The following is a 23707-nucleotide window of genomic DNA, read 5'->3' as shown; positions in this document are numbered from 1 at the left end:
GATCCGGCGGCTATTCGCCGATGGCGTCCAGGCGGGCCTGTTCGTCCATCTCGATGGCGGACTGGATCACCGGTTCCAGATCCCCGTTCATGACCTGGTCCAGGTTGTATGCCTTGTAGCCGGTGCGGTGGTCAGCGATCCGGTTTTCCGGGTAGTTGTAGGTGCGGATGCGCTCAGAGCGGTCCATGGTACGGATCTGGGACTTCCGCTGGGCCGAGTTCTCGGCGTCGATCTGCTCCTGCTGGTGCGCCAGGATGCGGGCTCGCAGGACGCGCATGCCGGCTTCGCGGTTCTGCAGCTGCGACTTTTCGTTTTGCATGGCCACCACGATCCCGGTGGGAAGGTGCGTGATGCGCACTGCCGAGTCGGTGGTGTTCACGGACTGGCCGCCGGGTCCCGACGAACGGTAGACATCGATCTTGAGGTCGTTCTGGCTGATCTCAAGCTCTTCGGGCTCATCCACTTCGGGAAGCACCAGCACGCCGGCGGCCGAGGTGTGGATGCGTCCCTGCGACTCCGTGACAGGCACACGCTGGACGCGGTGCACGCCGCCTTCGAACTTCAGCCGCGCGTAAACACCTTCGGCGGGATCGTTGGAGCTGCCCTTGACTGCCATCTGCACGTCCTTGTAGCCGCCAAGGTCCGATTCGGTGGCCGAGATGAGTTCAGTCTTCCAGCCGCGTGATTCCGCGTACCGGGTGTACATCCGCAGCAGGTCGCCGGCGAAAAGAGCAGCCTCATCGCCGCCTTCACCGCCCTTGACCTCAAGGATCACATTGCGGGCATCGTCCGGGTCGCGGGGAATAAGCAACCGGCGCAGCTTGGCAGCAGCCTCCTCCAAGGCAGCCTCCAGCACCGGTACCTCGGCTGCAAACTCAGGATCCTCCCCGGCCATCTCCCTGGCCGCAGCGAGGTCATCCTCAATGGCATGCCACTTGTTGTAAGCCTCCACAATGCCGTTGAGCTGGGCAGACCGCCGCCCCAGCTTCCGGGCCAGCCGCTGGTCAGCATAAACAGCGGGATCACCAAGCTGCGCCTGGATAGCATCATGCTCATCAAGCAGGCCCTGTACGGACTCAAACATTTTCAGAAACCTTTCAACGCTTGCGTTCCAGTTTAGTAACGCAAGGCAGCGGGAGGTGACGCCGCGAACGGCGGCGCATATTTTTGCCGGCAGCGTGACGCCGGGCGAAGGTGGGCAAACAGCAAAGCCGTTCGGTTCTTGCCGCCCCGGGAGTGGCATCGGGCCTGCCGGAGCTGGGAGGCAAACGATCGAAGATCGTAAGCCTCCCAGCGTAGGGGCGGGGGCGGCAAGAACCGAACGGCCAGGTGAGCAGCAGAATCAGCGGCTCACCAGAGCGCTATTTGTCGTTATCGGACTTTGCACCAAGCGTCGTCTTCTGGACCTGCATGAGGAACTCGACGTTGCTCTGGGTTTCCCGGATCTTGTTGGTCAGCAGCTCAAGGCTCTGCTGCGTTTCGAGTCCGGAGAGGACGCGGCGCAGCTTCCACATGATCTTGACTTCCTCGGGGGAAAGCAGGTTCTCTTCGCGGCGCGTACCGGATGCGTTGACATCCACGGCCGGGAAGATGCGCTTGTCCGCCAGCTGGCGGGACAGGCGGAGCTCCATGTTGCCGGTGCCCTTGAACTCTTCGAAGATGACCTCGTCCATCTTGGAACCGGTCTCGACGAGGGCCGTTGCAAGGATGGTCAGGGAGCCGCCGTTTTCGATGTTGCGGGCTGCACCGAAGAACCGCTTCGGCGGGTACAGCGCCGCGGAGTCCACACCACCGGAGAGGATACGGCCGGAGGCGGGAGCCGCCAGGTTGTAGGCGCGGCCCAGACGGGTCATGGAGTCCAGGAGCACCACAACGTCCATGCCCATCTCCACGAGGCGCTTGGCGCGTTCGATGGAGAGCTCGGCCACAGTGGTGTGGTCGTCGGCGGGACGGTCGAAGGTTGAGGCAATGACCTCGCCCTTGACGGTGCGCTGCATGTCCGTAACTTCTTCAGGGCGTTCGTCAACCAGCACCATCATGAGGTGGACCTCAGGATTGTTGGTGGTGATGGCGTTCGCGATGGACTGCAGGATGAGCGTTTTGCCGGCCTTCGGAGGCGAGACGATCAGGCCGCGCTGGCCCTTGCCGATCGGGGCGACCAGGTCAATGACACGGGGACCGATCTTCTTGGGGTCGGTCTCCAGGCGCAGGCGCTCGGACGGGTAGAGCGGAACCAGCTTGGCGAACTCAACACGGTCCTTCAGCTCTTCACCGGTCTTGCCGTTCACGGACGTGACACGGACCAGTGCGTTGAACTTCTGGCGGGCGGACTGCTGGCTGCGGTCTTCGCCGTCACGCGGTGCCCGGATGGCGCCGACGACGGCGTCACCCTTGCGCAAGTTGTACTTCTTGACCTGTGCCAGGGACACGTACACATCGTTCGGGCCCGGCAGGTAGCCGGAAGTACGGATGAATGCGTAGTTCTCCAGCACGTCGAGGATGCCAGCGACCGGCAGCAGGACGTCGTCATCGGTGACCTCGACGTCGTCAACGTCCGGTCCCTGTGCGCGTCCGCGACGGCGGTCGTTGCGATCGCGGAAACGGTCGTTGCGTGAATTGTTGTCCCGGCCGTCCTGACCGCCTGAGCGGTCGTTACGGTCGTTACGGTCGCGCCGGTTCCGGCGGTTCCGGCGGCTGCCGCCGTCTGAATCGTCGCTGTCGCGGTTATCGCGGCCGGCCTCCCGTGTGTCGTCCCGGCGGTTGCCTTCGCGCTGTCCGGCGTCACGGCTGCCAGCGTTATCGCGGCTGCTGTCCCCGTTGTCGCGGGTATTTTCCCGTGGAGCGTTGTCCCGTGCACCGCGGGTACGGCCGCCTTCGCGGCGGTCGGAACGCTGGCCGGCGTCACCGGTCTCGCTGCCCTGGGTCTCAGTGCGCTGGGTCGTCTCAGTGCGCTGGGTCTCGGTGCGTTCAGCGGTTCGCTGCTCAGCGGCGGGCTCCTCGGCCGGTGCTTCAACGGCCTCCGTCGCCTGCGGAGCCGCTGCTGCTGCTTCGCCGCGGCGGCGGTTGCGGGTGCGCGGCTGGCGACGCTCGCCGGCGCCGTCGGCGGCGGCTTCACCGGCTCCTTCAGCGGTTGGGGCCTCTACGGCGGGGGCCGCCGGTGCGTCCGCGGCAGCGGATTCCGAGCCGGGTGCGGCAACTACGCCGTCACTTCCGGCCCGGCGGCTGCGGCCACGGCCACGTGCCCGTGTTCCCTCGGCGGCGGGAGCCTCCGAGGTTTCGCTGGCTGCAGCAGCGGGTGCGGCAGCTTCGGCAGCGACGTGGTTTTGGCTCGCCTTTTCAGCAGCCCTGGCCGGGGCCTTGGGGGCTGACGTGCCGGCGCGGTGGGCGGAAATGGCCGAGACCAGGTCCCCTTTGCGCATGCGGGATCCGCCGGAAATACCCAACTGGCTGGCAAGTGCCTGCAGCTGGGCGAGCTTAAGGCCGGCAAGGCCGCTGCTCTTGGCGGGTGCGGCCGTTGACGATCCGGCAGCAGAAGATGATAGTTCCACAGCTGAAGACAGCTCAGTGGTTTCGGTCACGAAGGATCCTTCCCCCTCGACGGCGTCCAGACTGGGAGCTGGACGCGATGATTTGATCTGGGCTGCAGTTCAGATCTGCAGCCGGGATTTTTCGGCCTTGCCGGTTGGATTTCGGCCAGCAGGGCCGGATACTGATTCACCCACGCTCCGATAATGGCGGAGCGCCGGACTGACGGTTCAGGGGCAGATAGTGAATGCTGCAGATTCCTGCGACAGACCAAGCAGGTGGCACCGGAAAATATTGCGCAGTAGGAGATCAATTAACAACTGAATGCAGTTGCAGATCAGATAGGCGGGATTACCGCCGGTGCAACTCCACCTTAGCACCTTCGACGTCCACTGCCAGCTTCATCACACGCCAGTCGATATCAGGCGTGTTTGCCGCGGTGAACGCTTCGATGAAACCGACCACTTCGGCGGCTTCAGCTTCGCCGTTGGCCAATATCAGCACCGTGGGTCCGGCTCCGGAGACAACCGCAGCCAGTCCGGCCTTGCGCAGTGCCGCGATGAGGGCGGCACTGGGGCGCATGGCCTCGGCGCGGTAGCTCTGGTGGAGGTAGTCCTCAGTCCCCGCGTGCAGGAATTCCGGTTTTTGCGTCAGCGCGTGGATCAGCAGGGCAGCGCGGCCGGAGTTCATGGCCGCTGCATGGTGGCCCACCGATGCCGGGAGCAGAGCCCGGGCAGCCTCGGTGGACAGCTCGAAATCGGGAACCGCCACCACAGGGACCACCGACTCCGCCACGGTTGCACACGTACTGCTGTACCGGTCACTGTCCTGCCAGGACAGCGCCAGTCCGCCGAAAATCGCAGGTGCAACATTGTCCGGATGCCCTTCCAGCTCACTGGTGAGCTGAAGAATCCAGTCGCGGTCACGCCGGCCCTCCAGTGGCACCAGCGCATTGGCCGCGGAGACGGCAGCCACCACGGCGCAGGCGGAGGAGCCCAGCCCGCGGCCGTGGGGGTTGACGTTTTCCGCCGTTATTTTCAGGCCGCCGTGGCGGTAACCGAGCCGGTCGAAAGCGGCTTCCATCGCCTGGACCACCAAATGGCTGGCATCCTGCGGGAGTGTGTCCGCCCCCTCGCCGCTGAGCTCGAAAAGGAGTTGATCCGTCTCAAGGCTCTCCACGGTCAGGGTGTCATGCAGCGCCAGGGCCAGGCCCAGGCTGTCATATCCCGGGCCGAGGTTGGCGCTGGTTGCCGGAACCCGGACGGTGACTTGTTGTCCGGCCTCAATGAGCGGCAGCCCAACGGTGGTTTGCGGGGTGGTGTCCACGGTTATTATTCTTCCAGTCCCAATTCGGCCGCAACCGTCACAACGTCGTTGGAGACCTTGACCGGCTGCACCTCGCTGCCGTCTTCGGTGCGCAGGGCCCACTGTGGATCCTTGAGGCCGTGGCCGGTGACGGTGATGACGATCGTTTTGCCTGCGGGAACCTCTCCCGCGGCGTGCTTCTTGAGCAGACCGGCCACGCCGGCGGCGGACCCTGGCTCCACGAAGACACCTTCGCGGGCAGACAGCCAGCGGTGCGCGTCCAGGATTTCCTCATCCGTCACGGCGTCGATCAGGCCGCCGGATTCGTCGCGGGCAGCGATGGCACCGTCCCAGGACGCGGGGTTGCCGATCCGGATGGCGGTGGCGATGGTGTCCGGCTCGGTGATGGGGTGGCCCGCCACGAAGGGGGCCGCGCCGGCGGCCTGGAAGCCCCACATCACGGGGGTCTTAGTGGAAACGGCGGGCAACGTGCCGGCAGTCTCCGATTCGAACGGCGCCGAGTACTCCTTGTAGCCCTTCCAGTACGCGGTGATGTTGCCGGCATTGCCCACCGGGAGCACATGGATGTCCGGGGCGTCGCCCAGTGAATCCACTATCTCGAAGGCGCCGGTCTTCTGGCCCTGGATGCGTGCCGGGTTGACAGAGTTGACCAGGAAAACCGGGTAGGACTCCCCCAGCTTCCGTGCGATGTCCAGGCAGTTGTCGAAGTTGCCGTCCACCTGGAGCAGGGTGGCCCCGTGCGCGATCGCCTGGCTGAGCTTGCCCATGGAGATCTTGCCTTCGGGGACCAGGACCGCGCACTTTAGCCCGGCCGCCGTCGCGTAGGCTGCGGCGGAGGCTGACGTATTGCCGGTGGAGGCACACACTACGGCCTTGGCACCTGAGGCAACGGCGGCCGTCATGGCCATGGTCATCCCGCGGTCCTTGAACGAGCCCGTGGGGTTCATTCCCTCGACCTTCAGGTACACGGCGGAACCTGTCAGTTCGGAAAGCTTCTGCGCGTGGACCAGCGGCGTACCGCCCTCGCCCAAGGTGATGACCCTGGTGGATTCCGTCACGGGCAGACGGTCAGCGTATTCGCGGATGACGCCGCGCCATTGGTGAGCCACTTAGACTCCTTCTACCCGCAGAACGGATGTAACTGAATTGATGACGTCCAGGCCCTTGACGGCCTCGACGGTGGCCGCGAGCGCGGCCTCTGACGCACGGTGGGTGACGATCCGAAGTTCGGCCGATTCCACGTTGGACGCCGTATCCGTGTGAATGGTCTGGCGCATGATTTCAATGGACACGCCGTGCTCGGCAAAGAGCTGCGCGATCCGGGCCAGGACGCCGGGCTGGTCCGCAACATCGAGTCCGATGTAGTAGCTGGTGGTGGCGGCCTCGATGCCCAGCGCCGGAACGTGCCCGGTGGTGGTCTCGGTGCGTCCGGGACCACCCAGCACAATGCGGCGGGCTGCCGAGACGAGGTCGCCAAGGACGGCAGACGCCGTCGGGGTTCCTCCGGCGCCCTGGCCGTAGAACATGAGCTCTCCGGCGTTTTCCGCCTCGATGAAGACCGCGTTGAAGGCCCCGTGCACCGCGGCCAGCGGGTGTTCGCGGGGAAGCAGGGTGGGGTGCACACGCACTGACACGCCGTCGTTGCCGTCGGCGTCGGTGAGCTTCTCGGCGATGGCCAGCAGCTTGATGACAAATCCGGCGTCCTTGGCCGCGGCGATGTCCGCTGCGCTCACGGACGAGATGCCTTCGCAATACACGTTCTCCAGCGCAAAGCGGGTGTGGAAGGACAGCGAGGCGAGGATGGTGGCCTTGGCGGCGGCGTCATGGCCTTCGACGTCGGCGGTGGGGTCCGCTTCCGCGTAACCGAGCCGCTGGGCCTCGGCGAGGGCGTCGGCGAACTGCGCCCCCGTGGTGTCCATCTGGTCCAGGATGAAGTTGGTGGTCCCGTTCACGATGCCCAGGACCTTGGTGATGCGGTCGCCGGCGAGGCTGTCGCGGATGGGCCGCAGGATGGGGATGGCGCCCGCAACAGCTGCCTCGTAGGACAGCTGCACGCCGGCTTTGTCGGCCTCTTCATAGAGCGTGGGACCGTCCTGTGCCAGCAGCGCCTTGTTGCCGGTGACAACGCAGGCGCCGTTGCGGAGCGCGGTGACAATCAGGGAGCGGGCGGGCTCGATCCCGCCCATCAGCTCGATCACCAGGTCGGCGTCCTTGACCAGGGTGTCGGCGTCGGTGGTGAACAGTTCCTGGGGCAGGTCCACATCGCGGCGGGCGTTGACATTGCGGACGGCAATGCCGCTCAGCTGCAGCCGTGCGCCGGTCCTTGCGGCCAGGGCGTCGGCGTCCTCAATGAGAATCCGCGCAACCTGGGCCCCAACGTTGCCACAGCCCAGCAGGGCTACTTTCAGGGTTCGCATTTCCGTCATTCAGACTCCCATGTCGCGGTTGAGCAAATCTTCTTCGGTTTCCCCGCGGACAATCAGCCGGGCAGATCCGTCGCGCACCGCGACAATGCCCGGCCGGGCCAGATAGTTGTAGTTGCTCGACAGGGCCCAGCAGTAGGCGCCGGTACCCGGTACAGCAAGCAGATCACCGGCTGCCACGTCCTCGGGCAGATATACATCTCTAACAACTATGTCGCCGCTCTCGCAATGTTTGCCCACCACGCGGGACAGCTGCGGAGCCGCCGCCGAGGTCCGGGAGGCGAGAATGGCCGAATAATCCGCGTCGTAGAGCACCGGGCGGGCGTTATCGCTCATGCCGCCGTCCACCGACACATAGCGGCGAGGATGCGTAACGTTTTTTCCACCCTGATCCGGTGTTCCGGCCGTGTCTCCGGTTTCCGCGGCCGGCGCGTCAACCCGGACAGTCTTCAGGGTGCCCACTTCGTACAGGGTGAAAGTGGTGCTGCCCACAATGGCACGTCCCGGCTCAATGGAAATCCGGGGAGCCGTGATGCCCAGCTCGGCACACGTGGAACGCACGACGGCGGCCATCGCCTGCGCGATCTCTGCTGCGGGGCGGGGGGTGTCCACCGGGGTGTAGGCGATGCCGTAGCCGCCGCCCAGGTCCAGTTCGGGCATCACAATGGAGTACTTTTCCTGCATGGCAGCAAGGAAGCGAAGGAGCTTCTCAGCGGCAAGGGCAAAACCGTCCGGCTCGAAGATCTGGGAACCGATGTGGCAGTGCACTCCCAGCAGTTCGATGCTGGAATGGCTTGTGGCCGCCGCCACGGCCTCCTCGGCTGCGGAGAGACCGGCCTGGTCGGTGGAGTCCCCCGCCATGGAGAGGCCGAATTTCTGGTCCTCATGGGCGGTGGCGATGAACTCGTGGGTGTGGGCGTGGACGCCGGGGGTCAGCCGCAGCATGACCTTGGCTTTTTCGCCGCGGCCGGAGGCGATCTTGGCAACGCGCTCCAGTTCGTCCAAGCTGTCCACCACGATGCGGCCAAGCTCCATGTCCAGGGCACGGTTAATTTCTGCGTCCGACTTGTTGTTGCCGTGCAGCGCCACCCGTGAACCATCGATGCCCGCGCGCGCGGCCACGGCGAGTTCGCCGCCGGACGCGGTGTCCAGGCGCAGGCCTTCTTCCTTTACCCACTTCACCACCGCGGTGCACAGGAAGGATTTACCGGCGTAGTAGACGTCCACTCCCCCGCAGATATCAGCGAAAGCTGCATCAAAAGCGTCCTTGAAGGAACGCGCCCGTGCCCGGAAGTCGGCCTCGTCCATCACAAACAGCGGGGTGCCGAACTGTTCCTTCAACGCGCTGACGGTCAACCCGTTAACGGCGAGGACGCCGTCGATGTCCCGTTGAACGCCTTGGGCCCACATGGGCTCGTGGAGCGCGTTCAGGTCGTCGGGAACGGCGAGCCACCCGGGGGCAAGAGGGGAAGCGGTATCCGCGTCCTGTACTGACATCGGGTTCACATCCGTTCCGGCGCGGAAACGCCAAGGAGGTCCAGGCCGTTGGCCAGCACCTGGCTGGTGGCGTCGTTGAGCCACAGCCGCGTGCGGTTGACGTCGGTGACCGGCTCATCGCCCTGCGGGGCAACGCGGCAGGCGTCGTACCAGCGGTGGTAGGCGCCAGCGATCACCTCAAGGTGGCGGGCCACGCGGTGCGGTTCGCGCAGTTCCGCGGCTTTGGCCACAATCGACGGATAGCTTCCCAGATAGGAGAGCAGTTCGTTTTCCGTGGCGTGGTCGAGCAAGGAGGCATCAAAGGCGCTGCGGTCCACACCGGCAGCCACTGCGTTCCGGGCTGTGCCGCGGGACCTTGCATGGGCGTACTGGACGTAGAAAACGGGGTTCTCGTTGCTGTGCTTCTTGAGCAGGTCTGGATCGAGGGTCAGCGGGGAATCTGCCGGGAACCGGGCCAGGGAGTACCGGACGGCGTCCTTGCCCAGCCAGTCGATCAGGTCCTTGAGCTCGATGATGTTGCCTGCACGCTTGGACAGCTTTGCTCCGTTCACGGAGACCAACTGGCCGATCAGGACCTCGATGTTCACGTCGGGATCATCACCAGCGCAGGCCGCGATGGCCTTGAGACGGTTGATGTAGCCGTGGTGATCGGCGCCCAGGAGATAGATCTTCTCGGTGAAGCCGCGGTCCTTCTTGGACAGGTAGTAGGCGGCGTCAGCAGCGAAGTACGTAGGCTCGCCGTTGGCACGGATCATCACCCGGTCCTTGTCGTCCCCGAAGTCCGTGGTGCGCAGCCAGACAGCACCGCCGTCGTCGAACACGTGGCCCTGCTCGCGAAGGCGGGAAACGGCATTTTCGATCGCGCCGGCGTCGTGCAGTTCCTGTTCGGAGAAGTACACGTCAAACTCAACGCCGAAGTCGGCGAGGGTGGACTTGATGTCCTTCATCTGAGCCTTGTAGGCGGCGGCGCGGATGACGGGAATGGCGGCCACCTCGGTGAGTTCACGGATGTCCGGGTGCTCGGTGAGGACCTCGTGGCCCAGGTCCGCAATGTACTGGCCCGGGTAACCGCCGTCAGGTACCGCCCGGCCGTGGAGCCTGGAGTACACAGAGTTGGCAAAGACATTCATCTGCGAACCGGCGTCGTTGATGTAGTACTCGGCGGTGACCTTCGCGCCGGAAGCGCGCAGTACGCGGGCGATCGCATCTCCCAGGGCAGCCCAGCGGGTATGGCCGATATGCAGCGGGCCGGTGGGGTTGGCTGAGACAAACTCCATATTGACCACATGGCCTGCAAGCACGGAGGTGGTGCCATACTCCGGTCCCGCTTCCACGATGGCTTTTGCCAGTGCACCGGCCGCCGCGGCGTCCACGGAGATGTTGAGGAAGCCGGGACCGGCAATGTCCACGGCAGAAACGCCGTCGATGGACTTCAGCCGTGCGCTCAGGATCGTGGCGAATTCACGGGGGTTGGTGCCGGCCTGTTTGGCGAGCTGGAGGGCAATGTTGGTGGCCCAGTCGCCGTGGTCCCTGTTCTTTGGCCGCTCCACGCGCACCTCATCAGGCAGGGCTGATGCTGAGAGGGCGATTTCGCCTGCGGCAACGGCCTCTTTCAGGCAGGCGGATATGGCGAGGGAGAGTTCTTCGGGAGTCACGCCTCTAGCCTACCGGCGCCCGCCACATGGAGGAATTTGGGCTCGATCCGTGGATATTCCGGCCGCTTCCCATCACAGGAATTGCTGGGCCTCGGCACAGAATGAACCATTAGTCTGATTCCAACGTTGAGAACAGCGTATGCACCCCCGCCAACGAAACGAGCCCCTATATGAGACCGTCAGTCCGCAAGAGTGTTTTCGCCGGGATCGCCGGCATGTCCCTGATAGGCACCGTGGCCGGCTGCGCGCCGTCTGCCACGCAGAGCACACCAACAGCATCAACTGGCAGCAGCTCCGTCACGCCGACCGGCACTGCGTCCTCCCTGGCCAGCAGTGGTTCCGGCTACAAGGACGGCACCTACAGCGCCGATGGCACCTATGTTTCGCCCAACGGGACGGAAACTGTGGGTGTCGAACTGACGCTCGCCTCGGGCACGGTCAGCGCTGTCAAGATCACCGAGCACCCGTCCAATCCGAACACGCGCAAATTCCAGGGTGAATTCTCCGGCGGCATCGCTGCCCAGGTTGTCGGTAAGAGCATCGACGAACTTAAGGTGTCCAAGGTTGCAGGGTCATCCCTCACCAGCGGCGGATTCAACCAGGCAGTGGAAAAGATCAAGTCGGAGGCCAAGTAGGCAGTGCCGCACACGCAGTGGGAGGATTTCAGTTTTGACGGCATCGGCACGCATTGGGTCGTCTCCACGCCCGGGCCGCTGGATGCTTCCTTGCGTGTGCGGCTACTGGCCGTCGTGGAGCGGTACGACGGCGACTGGTCACGCTTCCGGAACGACTCCACGGTCAGTGCCATGTCCCGGAAGCCCGGGCGCTATGAGCTGCCCGTCGAGGCCGTAGCCCTCGGCGACCTCTACCGTTCGCTCTACGGGATCACTAAGGGTGCCATGACCCCGTTGATCGGGGGCAGCCTTGAACGGCTGGGCTACGACGCAGCGTATTCCCTGCGGCCGGCCGGCGAGGCACTGCCGGCACCGCGCTGGGAGGACGTCCTGTCATGGGATGGCAGTGTGCTGACTACGTCCGCTCCGCTGGTCCTGGACATCGGCGCGGCCGGCAAGGGCCTGCTGGTGGACCTCTTGGCCGCGGAGCTCAGGTCCTGTGGCGTGGACACATTCCTCATCGATGCCAGCGGAGATCTGCTGAACAACGGTCCGGAACCGGTCATCGTGGCCCTGGAGCATCCTTACGACCCCGCCAAGGCCATCGGCACGGTGCCGCTGACTGCCGGCGCCTTGTGCGCGTCAGCATCAAACCGGCGGGCCTGGGGTGACGGCCTGCACCATGTGCTGGACGGCACCACGGGGCGCCCGGTCAGGACAGCGGTGGCCACATGGGCCATGGCAGACAGCACGCTGCTGGCCGATGCCCTGGCCACCGCACTGTTTTTTGTCCCGGGCATGGACCTGGAACAGACCTTCGACTTTTCCTGGCTGACGGTCTTTTCCGACGGAAGTGCTGCCTATTCCGCAGGATTTGAAGGGACACTGTTCACATGAACCCCGTTGATGCACCGAAAACCCGTGCTTCCCTGACCCCCGCCGCGCGGCTGGACACCGTGCTCGGCCGGTTCACGATGTACCGTCTCATCCTCCTGGTGCTGGCCACGCTGGCTGCCTACAGCATCCTGCTCAATGCTCTCGGCTGGCTGACGTTCGGTATTCCGCAGATGCTGGTCCATCTGCTGCTGTGCCTGGGCCTGACGTATGCCTCCAACCGGGCCTTGGCGGCCGTGTTTCGCGTCCGCCCGCACTCCGAATCGTCGCTGATTACCGGCCTGCTCCTGTATTTCCTGTTCTGGCCGACGTTTGTTGATCTGGAGATGTGGGGTGTGGCGTTGGCGTGCGTGCTGGCCTCGGCGTCCAAATACGCTCTTGCTTGGCGCGGGCGCCACATCTTCAACCCTGCCGCCGCGGGCGCCTTTGTGACCGGCCTGACGGGGCTTAATATCGCTACGTGGTGGGCAGCCACTCCTGCCATGCTCTGGCTGCTGGTCCCCGGTGTCCTCGTGGTTCTCTACCGCACTCGGAAATTTCTGATGGCAGCCGCTTTCACGGTGGTGGCCACGGCGATTGTCTTCGTCGAACTGCTGCAGGCCGGCATGACGCCGGGTATGGGCCTGTGGCAGCCGCTGGCGCAGCGCCCCCTACTGTTTTTTGTTGGGTTTATGCTGACCGAACCGCTCACGCTGCCGCCGCGCCGGTGGCAGCAGCTGGTATTCGCAGCAGTGGTCGGGGTGCTGTTCGCCGTCCCGTATAACTTCGGGTTTGTGGCCAACTCGCCCGAACTGGCCCTGCTGGTGGGCAATCTGCTGGCGTTCCTGGTGGGCCAGCGTGGCGGATTGAGGCTGCGATTCACAGGTACCCGTGCGTTGACCCCCACCACCACCGAGTTCGCTTTCGAGCCTTCCCGGCGTGTGCGCTTTGTGCCAGGGCAGTACATGGAACTGGATCTTCCGCACGCCAAGTCCGATGGCAAGGGCCGGCGCCGGGTGTTCAGTCTGACCAGCGCCCCGGATTCCGGCACTGTCAAGTTCGGAGTACGGACTGCTGAGCCGCTGTCCGCGGCCAAGAAGGTCCTGCTGGCTTTAGAACCGGGCGACCAGGTGACAGCCACGTCCGTGGGCGGCGATTTTGTCCTTCCCCGTGATCCCAGCACTCCGGTCTTGCTGATTGCAGCCGGCATTGGAATCACACCGTATCTGGCGCACCTTGCCTCAGGTGCAACACAGGAACGTGACACGGTGCTCCTGCTCCTGGCCAGGAATGCCGAAGAGATTGGCTACGCAGAGGAACTGAGGACTTCCGGGGCGCGGATCCTGGCCCGGCTCGCGGACGGTTCGGAGCCGCCGTCGTTCATCACCAACGCCGGAACCGCGTCACCAGATGGCTCCCCTGCGTCCAGTGTCCGGCTGGACGGTGCGTCCCTCAAGGCCTTGGTCCCGGACATCGGCGAACGCGAGGTGTATGTTTCCGGTTCGCCGGCCAGCGTTGCCTCGTTGCGGCGCGCAGCAAGGAAGGCAGGCGCACGGCGGGTGCATGTGGACTCGTTTGCGGGCTACTGACTTCGCGGGGCACTGACGCGGCGATTTTCCATTGCAGGCCACCTTCCTGCTAAGCTCTAGGACGTCCCGCCGGCAACGGTAGGATCCCTGGATTGCCCTCGTAGCTCAGGGGATAGAGCGTCTGCCTCCGGAGCAGAAGGTCGTAGGTTCGAATCCTATCGAGGGCACAGACAAAACCCCGCCGCTTGGGAAAGCGGCGGGGTTTTCTGCATCCCCACCCCATCGCGAACGAACAGTCGCAACCCGGGGATCCGGCGTCACCCGTGCGAACGAACACTTGCAGTCTCCCCAGCGTCTAGATTGTGGATGTCATCAGGCCAGGGTGTCGGTTCCCAGCTCTGTTGTTCGCTGTGGTAGTGGCGGCCCGATGGTGATATCCAGCCGGGTGGTTCGTTTTTGCTGGCTGGGGTGGGTCCCCAGCGGGTGGTGTGTTTGAGTCTGTGGTGTTTGGGGCAGGGTTGGCCGAGGTTGTTGATGCCGGTGGTGCCACCGTCGTTCCAGGCGAGGAGGTGGTCTGCTTCGTTGTCGAGGGAGTGGTTGTTGCAGCCGGGGAACGGGCACTTGCCGTCACGCAGGCGCAGCCACTGGCGCATGGCTTTGGGTATGCGGTAGCTGGTTCGCCCGATCTCCAACGGTGCTCCGGTGCGGGGGTCGGTCAGGACCCGGTGGAACGAATCGGCGCCGTCGGCGACGAGCCGGGCTGCCATGGTTGCCGGGATGGGTCCGTAGCCGTCCAGCACTGCCGGTTCGTCGGTGAGACCCAGCAGCGAGAACACCGGAACCGTTATGAGGACCTGCGCGGCCGGTGACGGCACCCCGCCAGTGCCGACCCCGCCAATGGTGCTGTTCTCCGCCGTTGGGTGAGCCGTGCTTAGGCCGGAAGCGGATTCGCCGCCGGCGCCGAGCAGCCAGGTCGCGGCGGTGTCGGCGCGGAGCTGGGTGAGGGTCCTCGGCTCGGTGGGTCCCTGCAACGCCCGTGCGGCGGCTGTGGCCCGGTTCCAGATCCCGGCGGCGGCGTCGGCGGGCAAGTAGGCGGAGAGCCAGGCCATGCCGTCCCGGTCCGGGGCGTACTCGAGCCTCCGGTCCTTGGCGCTCCTGGCGTGCCGTTTTTCGATGCTGTCCGGGTGGTGGCGTTCCCGCCAGGTCCTGGCCTTGTGCCGGAACCGGGACGGGACGAGCTCCCCGGCCGGGCAGCTCCGTGCCGGGTTCCCCGCATCCGGGTCCAGGAAATGGGCCTCCAGCGCCTGGGCGCCGGCGGGGTCGAGGGTGGTCGTTTCATCGACCATTGCCCGGGCGTGCTGCCACGAAATCGACCCTGCCTGCAACGCGGCGAGAGTCAAGGGCAGCGAGGCTGTCAGTTCACAGGCTTCGGACAGGAGTGCCCCGGCGGTGCGTTCACTGACGGTCATAACGCACGCGACCTCGGCGACGATGGCCATCTCCTGCGCGGTCCGCTCTGCGGCAAGAGCCTGTCAAGTTATTTGTGTAAGTGAGGTGCTGCCTCATCGGTTCAGGTAGGGTCCGATTCGGTCGGGATAGTTCAGGACGAGGATGCCAAGGGCTTCACTCCATCCCTGCGTGAAGGTGCCCTCAACGAGTTTGTCCACGGTCTTGGAACGGTTGCTGCGAGTCTTGGAGTCCAGTTTTGACCGTTCCTTGGCGCGTTTGTCTTCGATGTTGCAGATGGCCAGCCAGAGCAGCTTCACTGCGGCCTGGTCGTTAGGGAAATGCCCGCGGTTCTTGATGATCTTGCGCAGCTGGTAATTCAGGGACTCGATCGCATTGGTCGTGTAGATGATGCGTCTGACCGGCGGCGGGAACGCCAGGAACGGGGTGAACTTCTCCCAGCCGTTGCGCCAGGTCCGAACCGTTGCGGGGTACTTCCGTCCCAGATCGGAGGCCTCGAAGCCATCGAGCGCCTCCTGCGCGGCGTCGGCCGTCGGGGCGGTGTAGACCGGTCTCAGGGCCGCAGCGACTTTTTTCCGGTCCTGATAGCCGATGAACCGCATCGAGGCGCGGATCAGGTGCACCACGCACGTCTGGATCGTCGCGGCCGGCCAGGTCGCGGCGACCGCTTCGGGGAAGCCGGTCAGCCCGTCGCAGCAGACAATGAGCACGTCCCTGACACCGCGGTTGGCCAGTTCAGCACAGACGCCTGCCCAGAATTTCGCGCCTTCGCTGGCCTCGACCCAGATGCCCAGGACGTGCTTGATGCCCTCCATGTCCACGCCCACGGCGATGTGCGCGGCACGGTTCTGGACCTGGTGCCCGTCACGGACCTTGATGACGATCGCGTCCAGATAGAGGATCGGATACAGCGGATCCAGCGGGCGCTTCTGCCACTCCAGCACCTCGTCGAGGACCTCGTCGGTGATCTTCGAGATGGTCTCCTGGGAGAGCTCGGTTCCAAGCGTGGACTCCAGATGATGGGCGATATCCCGGACCGTCATCCCGCCGGCGTAAAGACTGATGATCATGTCATCCAGGCCGGCAGTCCGGCGCGCTCCCTTGGGAACCAGATGCGGGATAAACGACCCGTCACGGTCCCGCGGAACAGCCAGATCCACGTCCCCGGCAGAGGTTCCCAACGTCTTCGGATAGGACCCGTTGCGCGAATTGGGCAGGAACCGCCCGACCGGATCGCCCTTGTCATAGCCCAAGTGCCCGGACAGCTCGGCCTGCAGCCCTCGTTCGAGCGAGGCCTTGATTAGCTGCTGTATGAAACCGTCCTTGCCATCGAGCTCCAGCCGGCCGGAATCGATCTGTGCCATCAGCTCATCAAACACGCCGGAGGCCTTCAAAGCATCCATGCTGCCCGCAGCAGCAGCCCTGCGTGCCAACTCCTCCGGAAGAACTTCACGGGGTTCAGTCATAGCCACAATGATTCTCCAATCACCCCAGCGACTACATCCCTCCTACACAATCAATCTGACACCCTCTGCGGCAACGCCTCCGGGGACGCCATAGCCCGTGTGGTGTCGGCGAACCCGGCAGCAGCGCGGACTATCAGGGCTGCCGACTTTGCCTGCAGCCGGGCACCCTCCGCCAGGATCTCCAGCCAGTCATCAGCCTGTTGCCGCAGCAGATCAATACCAGACCCGCCCCCGGGCCCCTTCCGGCGCACAATCACAGCCACAGCAGCAACGGAAGCCTCGACGGCCTCCAGCACCTCTACTGCTGCCGTGTTCTCCATACCCACAGCATCCCAGCAGCCTCCGACAATAACAGCGCAGCAGATGGCCTATGTGGATATCCTCCGACCAACCGCGCGTTCAGTAAAGCGATCCTGGCTTCCACCCAGGCGACCTGGACGAGCCCGGCCAAGAACGCGCCCCTTCGGGCCAACGCATCGACATCCGCCCTATGGCGAAGCCGACAACCAGTCCGGCCCAACGCCCCCAGCGTCCCTTCGCGCCGCCCGCGTGCGCCTTCCTCGGATTGTCAGCGCCCCCTCGTAGGCTGTTTCAACCAACGTCAGGGGGTACGCCATGCACTGTTCGATCATTCCGCCCTACCTGCTGAGGCGGTTGGCCCGCCAGGACGCGCCACAGTTTTCCGCCGCGGCACGGGCCGCCAAGGAAGCGCTGATCCATGTCAGGTCTGTCCAGGCCGCCAGGGCCCAGCCGGCCCCGGCCGCTGCCTCCGGACCGCGGCAGGTCCAGCCAGGCCCGCCCAACAGGACTATTTACGACGCCGGCGGCAGCGAAACCCTCCCCGGCAAACTTGTTCGGAAAGAAGGGGAAAAGGCTTCGGGCGATCCCTCCGCGGACGAAGCCTACGACGGACTGGGCCATACCCACCGCCTGTATGCCGACGTTTTCGGCCGGAATTCCATCGATGGCGAAGGGCTCCCGCTCGATGCCACCGTGCACTTCGGCAAGCTCTATGACAACGCCTTCTGGGACGGTCGGCAGATGGTGTTCGGCGACGGCGACGGGGAGGTTTTTGAGCGCTTCACACGTTCGCTGAGCGTCATCGGCCACGAACTTGCCCATGGTGTCACCCAGTACTCGGCGGGACTGGCATACCGCAACCAGGCGGGGGCCATCAATGAATCGATGTCGGATGTCTTCGGGGTGCTCGTGGAACAGTACCTGAACAAGCAATCCGTCAAAGAAGCCAGCTGGCTGATCGGCGAAGGACTCTTTACGTCCCAGGTGGAGGGTTCCGCCCTGCGCTCCATGAAGGCCCCAGGCACTGCCTATGACGACGACGTACTGGGCAAGGATCCGCAACCCGATTCCATGGACTCCTATGTGCGGACCAGCGCGGACAACGGCGGGGTGCACATCAATTCCGGCATTCCCAACCGGGCCTTCTACCTAGTGGCCGAAGCCGTCGGCTCTAACGCATGGGAGGCTCCCGGCCGGATCTGGTACGACGCCCTGACTGCAGGATCCCTGCCGGCCGGGGCAACCTTCAGCGTCTTTGCCAGGGCAACAGCGGCCTCTGCCGTTGATCTCTTCGGTTCCGGCTCCGCAGAGCATGACGCCGTGCGGCAGGCGTGGGAAACTGTGAAGGTCAAGCTTTAGTTGAATGTCCGGCCGCTGGCCAGCCAGCGGCCGGGCTGCAGGAAAGCCCAGGAACCAGGCCATGAAGATCAGCGTGGAGCGTAGCGGCGGCATCGCCGCACTGACCCGGGTGTGGACAGTGCACGCCCAGACGCAGAGTGCCAAGAGCCAATGGCAGCCGATCGTCGAAGCGTGCCCCTGGGACGCCGTACCCAAGACCGTCAGGGCAGCGTCGGCAGCAGCTTCGGGGAATCAGCCGGACCGTTTTATCTATTCCATCCGGGCCGGGCAGCGGCGTGCGGCACTGCCTGAGCAGGCCGTCACGGGGCCGTGGCGCGTCCTGGTGGACAGCACCCGCGCAGCGTCCGAGGATGCCCGCGCCAAGCCGGAGCGGGGACAGGAAACGGGCTAGACCGCTTCGACCAACTGGCCCCGGAAGGCGCGGCGGTAGGACTGGGGGCTGGTGTCCAGCACCTTGGCGAAGTGGTGTCGCAGGAGCACCGATTGCCCGAAGCCGGATTCGCGGGCTACTTCATCGATGTTGAGGTCGGTGGATTCCAACAGCTCCTGTGCCCGCAGGACACGCTGCGAGTTGAGCCATGCGGCGGGTGTCGCCCCCGTCTCCGACCGGAACCGGCGGGCGAAGGTCCTCGCCGACATATGCACGCGAGCCGCGAGTTCGCCCACGGTGTGCTCGCGCTCCAGGTTCTGGACCATCCACCGCAACAGTTCCTCCATCGGCGCCGAGCCGCAGGTGGGCATTGGCCGTTCGATGAACTGGGCCTGGCCACCGTCACGGTGCGGCGGCACCACCATGTCGCGCGCAATGGCGGCGGCCACATTGGCGCCGAGCTCCACCCGCACCAGGTGAAGGCACGCGTCAATCCCCGCAGCCGTGCCGGCACTTGAGATCACGTTGCCGTCCTGGACATAAAGGACGTTCTCATCCACCTGCACTTCCGGGTAGCGGCTGGCCAGCTCAGCCGAATAATGCCAGTGCGTGGTGCACCGCCGGCCGTTCAGCAGCCCGGCACGAGCCAAGGCGAACGCTGCGGAGCAGATGGACATCACCCACGCGCCCCTGGCATCCGCGGCGCGCAGCGCCTCGAGCACAGATTCGGGAACGTCCTCGTCCCGCCCGTAGGGCGCCATAATCACCAGATCGGCATCCGCAGCGGCTTCCAGGCCAAGGCTGACGTGCATGGAGAGGCCCGATTTCATCCTGACGTTTCCGGGCTCGGGCGTGCAGACCCGGAAGTCGAAGGCCGGGACGCTGCTGCCGCGGGCCGATCTGTCGATCCCGAACACCTCGTACGCCGTGCCAAATTCGAAGATCGAGAAGTGCGGAACAACGATCACTGCTACTTTTTTCAGCATGCTTCCATTGTGGCAGAAATTATAGCTTTTTGGGCATTTCTGCCACTGTTTCTGAAGTCGCCGTCGGAGAACGATGGAGCTATGGAAATCTTCGGAATAATCATCGCCATCCTGTTCCTCGTCATCGTCGCAGCCACCGTCGCAGCACTCCTGCGCGATGGCCGCGGACACACCCCTCCCGTCCATTCGGACCAGGCCTGGTCGGCCTTGGACCTACCCAGCAGCAGCTACACCATGCGGATCTTCTGACCTGCAAGCCGACTAGGCGCCAGCACCGGCAGCGGCAGTACAGGGAGCGTTTCCAACTTCCCAGTAGACTGTCTGCAGCCATGACATTTCATATCTCCTATCCTGCTGAGCTGCCGGTCTCCGAGCGCCGCGAGGACCTGATGGCGGCCATCGCCGCCAATCAGGTGACCATCATCGCCGGGGAGACCGGCTCCGGGAAGACCACCCAGATCCCAAAGATGTGCCTTGAACTTGGGCTGGGCGAGAACGGACTGATCGGACACACCCAGCCACGGCGGCTGGCTGCCCGCACCGTGGCCGAACGCATCGCTGAGGAAATGGGCGTGGAAATCGGCCAGGAGGTCGGCTTTCAGGTGCGTTTCACCGGTGAGGTCAGCCGCGCCACCAAGGTCAAGCTCATGACCGACGGCATCCTTCTGGCGGAAATCCAGCGCGACAAGTTGTTGCGCAAGTACAACGCCATCATCATCGATGAGGCCCACGAGCGCAGCCTCAACATTGACTTCATCCTCGGCTACCTCAAGCGGATCCTGCCGCAGCGGCCGGATTTGAAGATCATCATCACCTCAGCCACGATCGATCCCGAACGCTTCGCCAAGCACTTCGGCGGCGAGGAGGATCCCTCCCCCATCGTTGAGGTTTCCGGCCGGACGTTCCCCGTGGAGGTCCGGTACCGGCCGCTGTCCCAACCTGCCGGCGGAGCGGCCGCAGGTGATGAGAACGCCTCCGACGACGAACTCGAGGAAGACCGCGACCCCCTCGACGCCGTCTGCGATGCCGTCGATGAACTCGCGCTGGAAGCCCCTGGCGACATACTGGTTTTCTTCTCGGGCGAGCGTGAAATCCGGGACGCGGCCGAAGCCCTCAACGCGAGGATCCAGGGCAACCGGCGGCTCGCCGGAACCGAGGTACTTCCCCTCTTTGCCCGCCTGAGCCTGCAAGAACAGCACAAGGTCTTCCACCCGGGCAACAAGCGCCGGATCGTGCTGGCCACCAACGTCGCCGAAACCTCCCTGACCGTCCCGGGCATCAAATACGTCATCGACACCGGCACCGCGCGGATCTCGCGTTATTCGCACCGCACCAAGGTCCAGCGCCTGCCCATCGAACGGGTGTCACAGGCCTCCGCCAACCAGCGTTCCGGGCGGTGCGGCCGGGTGTCGGACGGAATCGCGATCCGCCTGTATTCAGAAGAGGACTTCGACTCCAGGCCGCTGTTCACTGACCCAGAGATCCTCCGCACCAACCTTGCAGCGGTCATTCTGCAGATGACCGCCATGGGCGTGGCCCGCGGGCCCAAGGACATCGAGAACTTTCCCTTTGTGGAGCCGCCGGATTCACGGGCAATCAACGACGGCGTCACCCTCCTCCGCGAACTCGGAGCGTTGAGTGCCGCGCGCGGCCAGGACGTGGCCGGCAACGGCAAGGGCGACGGCGGCCCTGCCGGAAGAAGCAGCGGCGGACTCACCGCCGTCGGGCAGAAACTTGCCCAGCTCCCGGTGGATCCGCGGCTGGGCCGCATGATTGTTGAGGCCGGAAAACGCGGCTGCGTCCGCGAAGTCATGATCCTTGCCGCAGCACTGACCATCCAGGACCCGCGCGAGCGGCCGACAGACAAGCAGCAGCTCGCAGCCGAAAAGCATGCGCGCTTCCGCGACGAAAACTCCGACTTCACCGGCTTCCTGAACCTGTGGAACTACCTGCAGGAGAAGCAGCAGGAACTGTCCTCCACCCAGTTCCGCCGGCTTTGCCGCACGGAATTCATCAATTACCTGCGGGTGCGCGAATGGCAGGATCTTTTTGCCCAGCTCCGGCAGCTGGCCAGGCCGCTGGGCATCAGCCTGGACAATAGGCGCGACGCCGATCCCGTGGGGAACAATGATGCAATCCACATCAGCCTGCTCTCCGGGCTGCTCAGCCACATCGGTATCCTGGACGAGCGCAAACGCGAGTACGCCGGGGCACGGGGCAGCCGGTTCGCCATTTTCCCGGGCTCTGCCCTGTTCAAGAAGTCCCCCACCTTTGTGATGGCCGCCGAGCTGGTGGAGACCAGCCGCCTGTGGGCACGTGTGGCGGCAAAGTTCGATCCCGCGTGGGCCGAACAGGTGGCTCCGGACCTGGTCAAGCGCAGCTACAGCGAACCCCACTGGTCCACCAAAATGGGCGCCGTGATGGCGTATGAGAAAGTCACGCTGTACGGCGTGCCGATCATCCCCCAACGCAGGGTCAACTACAGCCGTGTGGATCCCCTGCTGGCCCGCGAGCTCTTCATCCGGCATGCCCTGGTGGAAGGCGACTGGAAGACGCATCACAAGTTCTTCCACCGCAACCGCGCCCTGTTGCTTGAGGTGGAAGAACTGGAGGCCAGGATGCGCCGCCGCGGCCTCCTGGTGGATGACGAGACGCTTTTCGAGTTCTACGACGCGCGGATCGGTTCCGACGTCGTATCGGAGCGGCATTTCGACAAATGGTGGAAGGAAGCCCGGCAGAAAAATCCGGACCTCCTGGACTACGACAAATCGCTGCTGCTCGGTGGGGACGCCGATGAACTGGACGATTCGGCCTACCCGAAAACCTGGCTCCACAAGGGATTTGAGCTGCCGCTGAGCTACGAGTTCCATCCGGTGGCGCCCGGCTCGCCGCCCAATCCGTCCGACGGCGTCACGGCAGAGGTGCCGGTGCTTTTCCTCAACCAGCTCGATGATGCCCCGTTCCGTTGGCTGATTCCCGGGCAGCGGGTTGAGCTGGTGGCCGCACTCATCAAGTCGCTGCCCAAGCAGATCCGCAAGAACTTCGTGCCCGCACCGGATGTGGCCCGGCAGGCGGTGGCCGCCCTCGAAGCGGATTTTGATCCCTCGGTGGACGAGCTCGAAGCCTCCCTGGAACTTGCCCTGCGGCGGATCCGCGGGCATATCATCCCGCCGGGCTCCTGGAACTGGGACGCCGTACCGCCCCATCTGCGCGTCAGTTTCAAGGTGGTGGACAGCAAGGGAAAAGTCCTGGATGAGGGCAAGGACCTGGCCGAGCTGCGGGAGCGGCTGGCACCGGCTACCCGGCGCGCCATCGCCGAGTCGCTGGGCGCGACTCCCGGCACCACGGCTCCGCGGTCGCTGGGCAAGAGTGCCGGCCCGCCCGCGGCCGGTGCGCCGACAGGCCCTATGGACGGTCCCACCTCTGGAACCGGCTTCACGGAGCAAAGCGGCCTGACTGCCTGGACCTTCGGCACCGTCCAGCGGCAGGTGAGCAACACTGTTAAGGGGCACACCATTACCGGCTACCCTGCCTTGGTGGACCAAGGAACCTCCGTGGCGCTCCGCGTTTTCCAGACGCCATCGGAACAGCTGGAATCCATGCGCGGCGGCGTGATCCGGCTCCTCGCCCTCAGGGTTCCTGCGCCGGACCGGTACGTGCTGGAGCATCTGAACAACACCGAGAAACTGACCTTCAGCCAGAACCCGCACGGCTCCGTATCTGCCCTCATCGCTGACTGCGCCCTCGCAGCGATAGACAAGCTGACTCCCGCAGAACTGCCGTGGGACCGCCGATCCTTCGATGAGCTGTACGAGCAGGTCCGCGCCGAACTCATCGATACCGTGTTCAGCGTGACGGCCGTGGTGGAGCGCATCCTCGCGAGCACCCGGCGCATCGAGAAGCAGCTCAAGGGGACCACCAGCCTGGCGTTGATCAGTGCCCTCAATGACGTGAAGAGCCAGCTCGAGCAGCTGGTGTTCCCCGGGTTTGTGGCACGGACAGGATACGCCCAGCTGAGCCAGCTGCCGCGCTACCTGGCCGCCATCGAGAAACGACTGGACAAGCTGCCGGGCAACGTCCAGCGCGATGCCCTTCACATGGCCGCGGTCCAACGGCTGGAGGACGACTTCGACGACGCCGTCTCGGCCCTGCTCCCGGGACGGCGGGCCGGCTCCGAGCTGGGCCAGGTGCGCTGGATGATCGAAGAGCTCCGGGTGAGCCTCTTCGCCGTCGAACTCGGCACACCGTACTCGGTCTCCGAGAAGCGGATCCGGGCTGTGCTGAACAAGGCGCTGGCGCCGGTTTAGGTAGTGACCG

17 protein-coding genes, 1 tRNA gene and 1 pseudogene are annotated in these 23707 nt (G+C 64.8%); 8 read left to right on the top strand and 11 right to left on the bottom strand.

The features are described 5' to 3' along the window. Positions 1 to 10: 10 nt before the first annotated feature. The 7 genes from prfA to argS all read right to left on the bottom strand — a co-directional run bounded on the left by prfA (position 11) and on the right by argS (position 10426). Positions 11 to 1084, bottom strand: a complete 1074-nt coding sequence (gene prfA, locus QFZ30_RS06130; protein ID WP_307074441.1) for a peptide chain release factor 1 — start codon at positions 1082 to 1084, stop codon at positions 11 to 13. Between the two features lie 277 nt (positions 1085 to 1361). After that, positions 1362 to 3578, bottom strand: a complete 2217-nt coding sequence (rho, locus tag QFZ30_RS06125; RefSeq protein WP_307074439.1) for a transcription termination factor Rho — start codon at positions 3576 to 3578, stop codon at positions 1362 to 1364. Between the two features lie 298 nt (positions 3579 to 3876). Further along, positions 3877 to 4851: a homoserine kinase gene (gene thrB / locus QFZ30_RS06120; protein WP_307074437.1), complete on the bottom strand. Its 975-nt coding sequence runs from the start codon at positions 4849 to 4851 to the stop codon at positions 3877 to 3879. Positions 4852 to 4856: 5 nt separating this feature from the next. After that, positions 4857 to 5960 (bottom strand): threonine synthase, encoded by a 1104-nt coding sequence (gene thrC, locus QFZ30_RS06115; RefSeq protein WP_307074435.1) that lies wholly within the window; start codon positions 5958 to 5960, stop codon positions 4857 to 4859. Then, positions 5961 to 7277, bottom strand: coding sequence for a homoserine dehydrogenase (locus QFZ30_RS06110; protein WP_307074432.1), 1317 nt, complete (start codon positions 7275 to 7277; stop codon positions 5961 to 5963). Further along, a complete protein-coding gene (gene lysA / locus QFZ30_RS06105) occupies positions 7278 to 8771 on the bottom strand; it encodes a diaminopimelate decarboxylase (RefSeq protein WP_307074430.1) in 1494 nt (497 codons plus the stop codon). 5 nt (positions 8772 to 8776) lie between these two features. Further along, positions 8777 to 10426, bottom strand: coding sequence for an arginine--tRNA ligase (gene argS, locus QFZ30_RS06100; RefSeq protein WP_307074428.1), 1650 nt, complete (start codon positions 10424 to 10426; stop codon positions 8777 to 8779). 170 nt (positions 10427 to 10596) lie between these two features. Between argS and QFZ30_RS06095 the strand changes: the two genes are divergently transcribed. The 4 genes from QFZ30_RS06095 (at position 10597) to QFZ30_RS06080 (ending at position 13669) form a co-directional block, all read left to right on the top strand. Then, complete coding sequence (locus QFZ30_RS06095) at positions 10597 to 11061, top strand: FMN-binding protein (RefSeq protein WP_307074426.1); 465 nt, start codon at positions 10597 to 10599, stop codon at positions 11059 to 11061. A 3-nt stretch (positions 11062 to 11064) separates the two neighbouring features. Further along, entirely contained in the window at positions 11065 to 11937 is an 873-nt protein-coding gene (locus QFZ30_RS06090) for an FAD:protein FMN transferase (protein ID WP_307074424.1), read from the top strand. Then, positions 11934 to 13502: a ferredoxin--NADP reductase gene (locus QFZ30_RS06085; protein WP_307074423.1), complete on the top strand. Its 1569-nt coding sequence runs from the start codon at positions 11934 to 11936 to the stop codon at positions 13500 to 13502. The genes QFZ30_RS06090 and QFZ30_RS06085 overlap by 4 nt, the downstream gene beginning before the upstream one ends. Positions 13503 to 13596: 94 nt before the next feature. Then, a tRNA-Arg gene (locus QFZ30_RS06080) sits at positions 13597 to 13669 on the top strand. 141 nt (positions 13670 to 13810) lie between these two features. Here the strand turns inward: QFZ30_RS06080 and QFZ30_RS06075 are convergent. The 3 genes and pseudogenes from QFZ30_RS06075 to QFZ30_RS06065 form a co-directional block, all read right to left on the bottom strand. After that, positions 13811 to 14959, bottom strand: a pseudogene (locus tag QFZ30_RS06075) (DUF222 domain-containing protein); the annotation flags it as partial. A 45-nt stretch (positions 14960 to 15004) separates the two neighbouring features. Beyond that, the gene (locus tag QFZ30_RS06070) at positions 15005 to 16312 is read right to left on the bottom strand and encodes an IS256 family transposase (RefSeq protein ID WP_307079951.1); all 1308 of its coding nucleotides are present in this window, start codon (positions 16310 to 16312) and stop codon (positions 15005 to 15007) included. Positions 16313 to 16425: 113 nt separating this feature from the next. After that, on the bottom strand, positions 16426 to 16695 hold the full coding sequence (locus tag QFZ30_RS06065) for a hypothetical protein (RefSeq protein WP_307074421.1): 270 nt from the start codon (positions 16693 to 16695) through the stop codon (positions 16426 to 16428). A gap of 295 nt (positions 16696 to 16990) precedes the next feature. On the opposite strand from QFZ30_RS06065, the gene QFZ30_RS06060 reads away from it, so the two are divergent. Together QFZ30_RS06060 and QFZ30_RS06055 are read left to right on the top strand one after the other, a co-directional pair. Next, complete coding sequence (locus QFZ30_RS06060; RefSeq protein ID WP_307074419.1) at positions 16991 to 18034, top strand: M4 family metallopeptidase; 1044 nt, start codon at positions 16991 to 16993, stop codon at positions 18032 to 18034. A 61-nt stretch (positions 18035 to 18095) separates the two neighbouring features. Further along, positions 18096 to 18425, top strand: coding sequence for a protealysin inhibitor emfourin (locus QFZ30_RS06055; protein WP_307074417.1), 330 nt, complete (start codon positions 18096 to 18098; stop codon positions 18423 to 18425). Here the strand turns inward: QFZ30_RS06055 and QFZ30_RS06050 are convergent. Next, positions 18422 to 19390, bottom strand: coding sequence for a GlxA family transcriptional regulator (locus tag QFZ30_RS06050; RefSeq protein WP_307074415.1), 969 nt, complete (start codon positions 19388 to 19390; stop codon positions 18422 to 18424). The genes QFZ30_RS06055 and QFZ30_RS06050 overlap by 4 nt on opposite strands. Before the next feature lie 81 nt (positions 19391 to 19471). Here QFZ30_RS06050 and QFZ30_RS06045 point away from each other — a divergent pair, with 81 nt between their 5' ends. Both QFZ30_RS06045 and hrpA read left to right on the top strand, forming a co-directional pair. After that, positions 19472 to 19639 carry a hypothetical protein gene (locus tag QFZ30_RS06045; RefSeq protein WP_307074414.1) on the top strand — a complete coding sequence of 56 codons (168 nt, stop codon included), beginning with the start codon at positions 19472 to 19474 and terminating at the stop codon, positions 19637 to 19639. 80 nt (positions 19640 to 19719) lie between these two features. Continuing rightward, positions 19720 to 23697, top strand: a complete 3978-nt coding sequence (gene hrpA, locus QFZ30_RS06040; protein ID WP_307074412.1) for an ATP-dependent RNA helicase HrpA — start codon at positions 19720 to 19722, stop codon at positions 23695 to 23697. Positions 23698 to 23707: the final 10 nt, after the last annotated feature.

This window comes from Arthrobacter pascens (assembly GCF_030815585.1).
Lineage (GTDB): Bacteria > Actinomycetota > Actinomycetes > Actinomycetales > Micrococcaceae > Arthrobacter > Arthrobacter pascens_A.
This window is presented reverse-complemented; position numbering and strand designations above follow the sequence as displayed.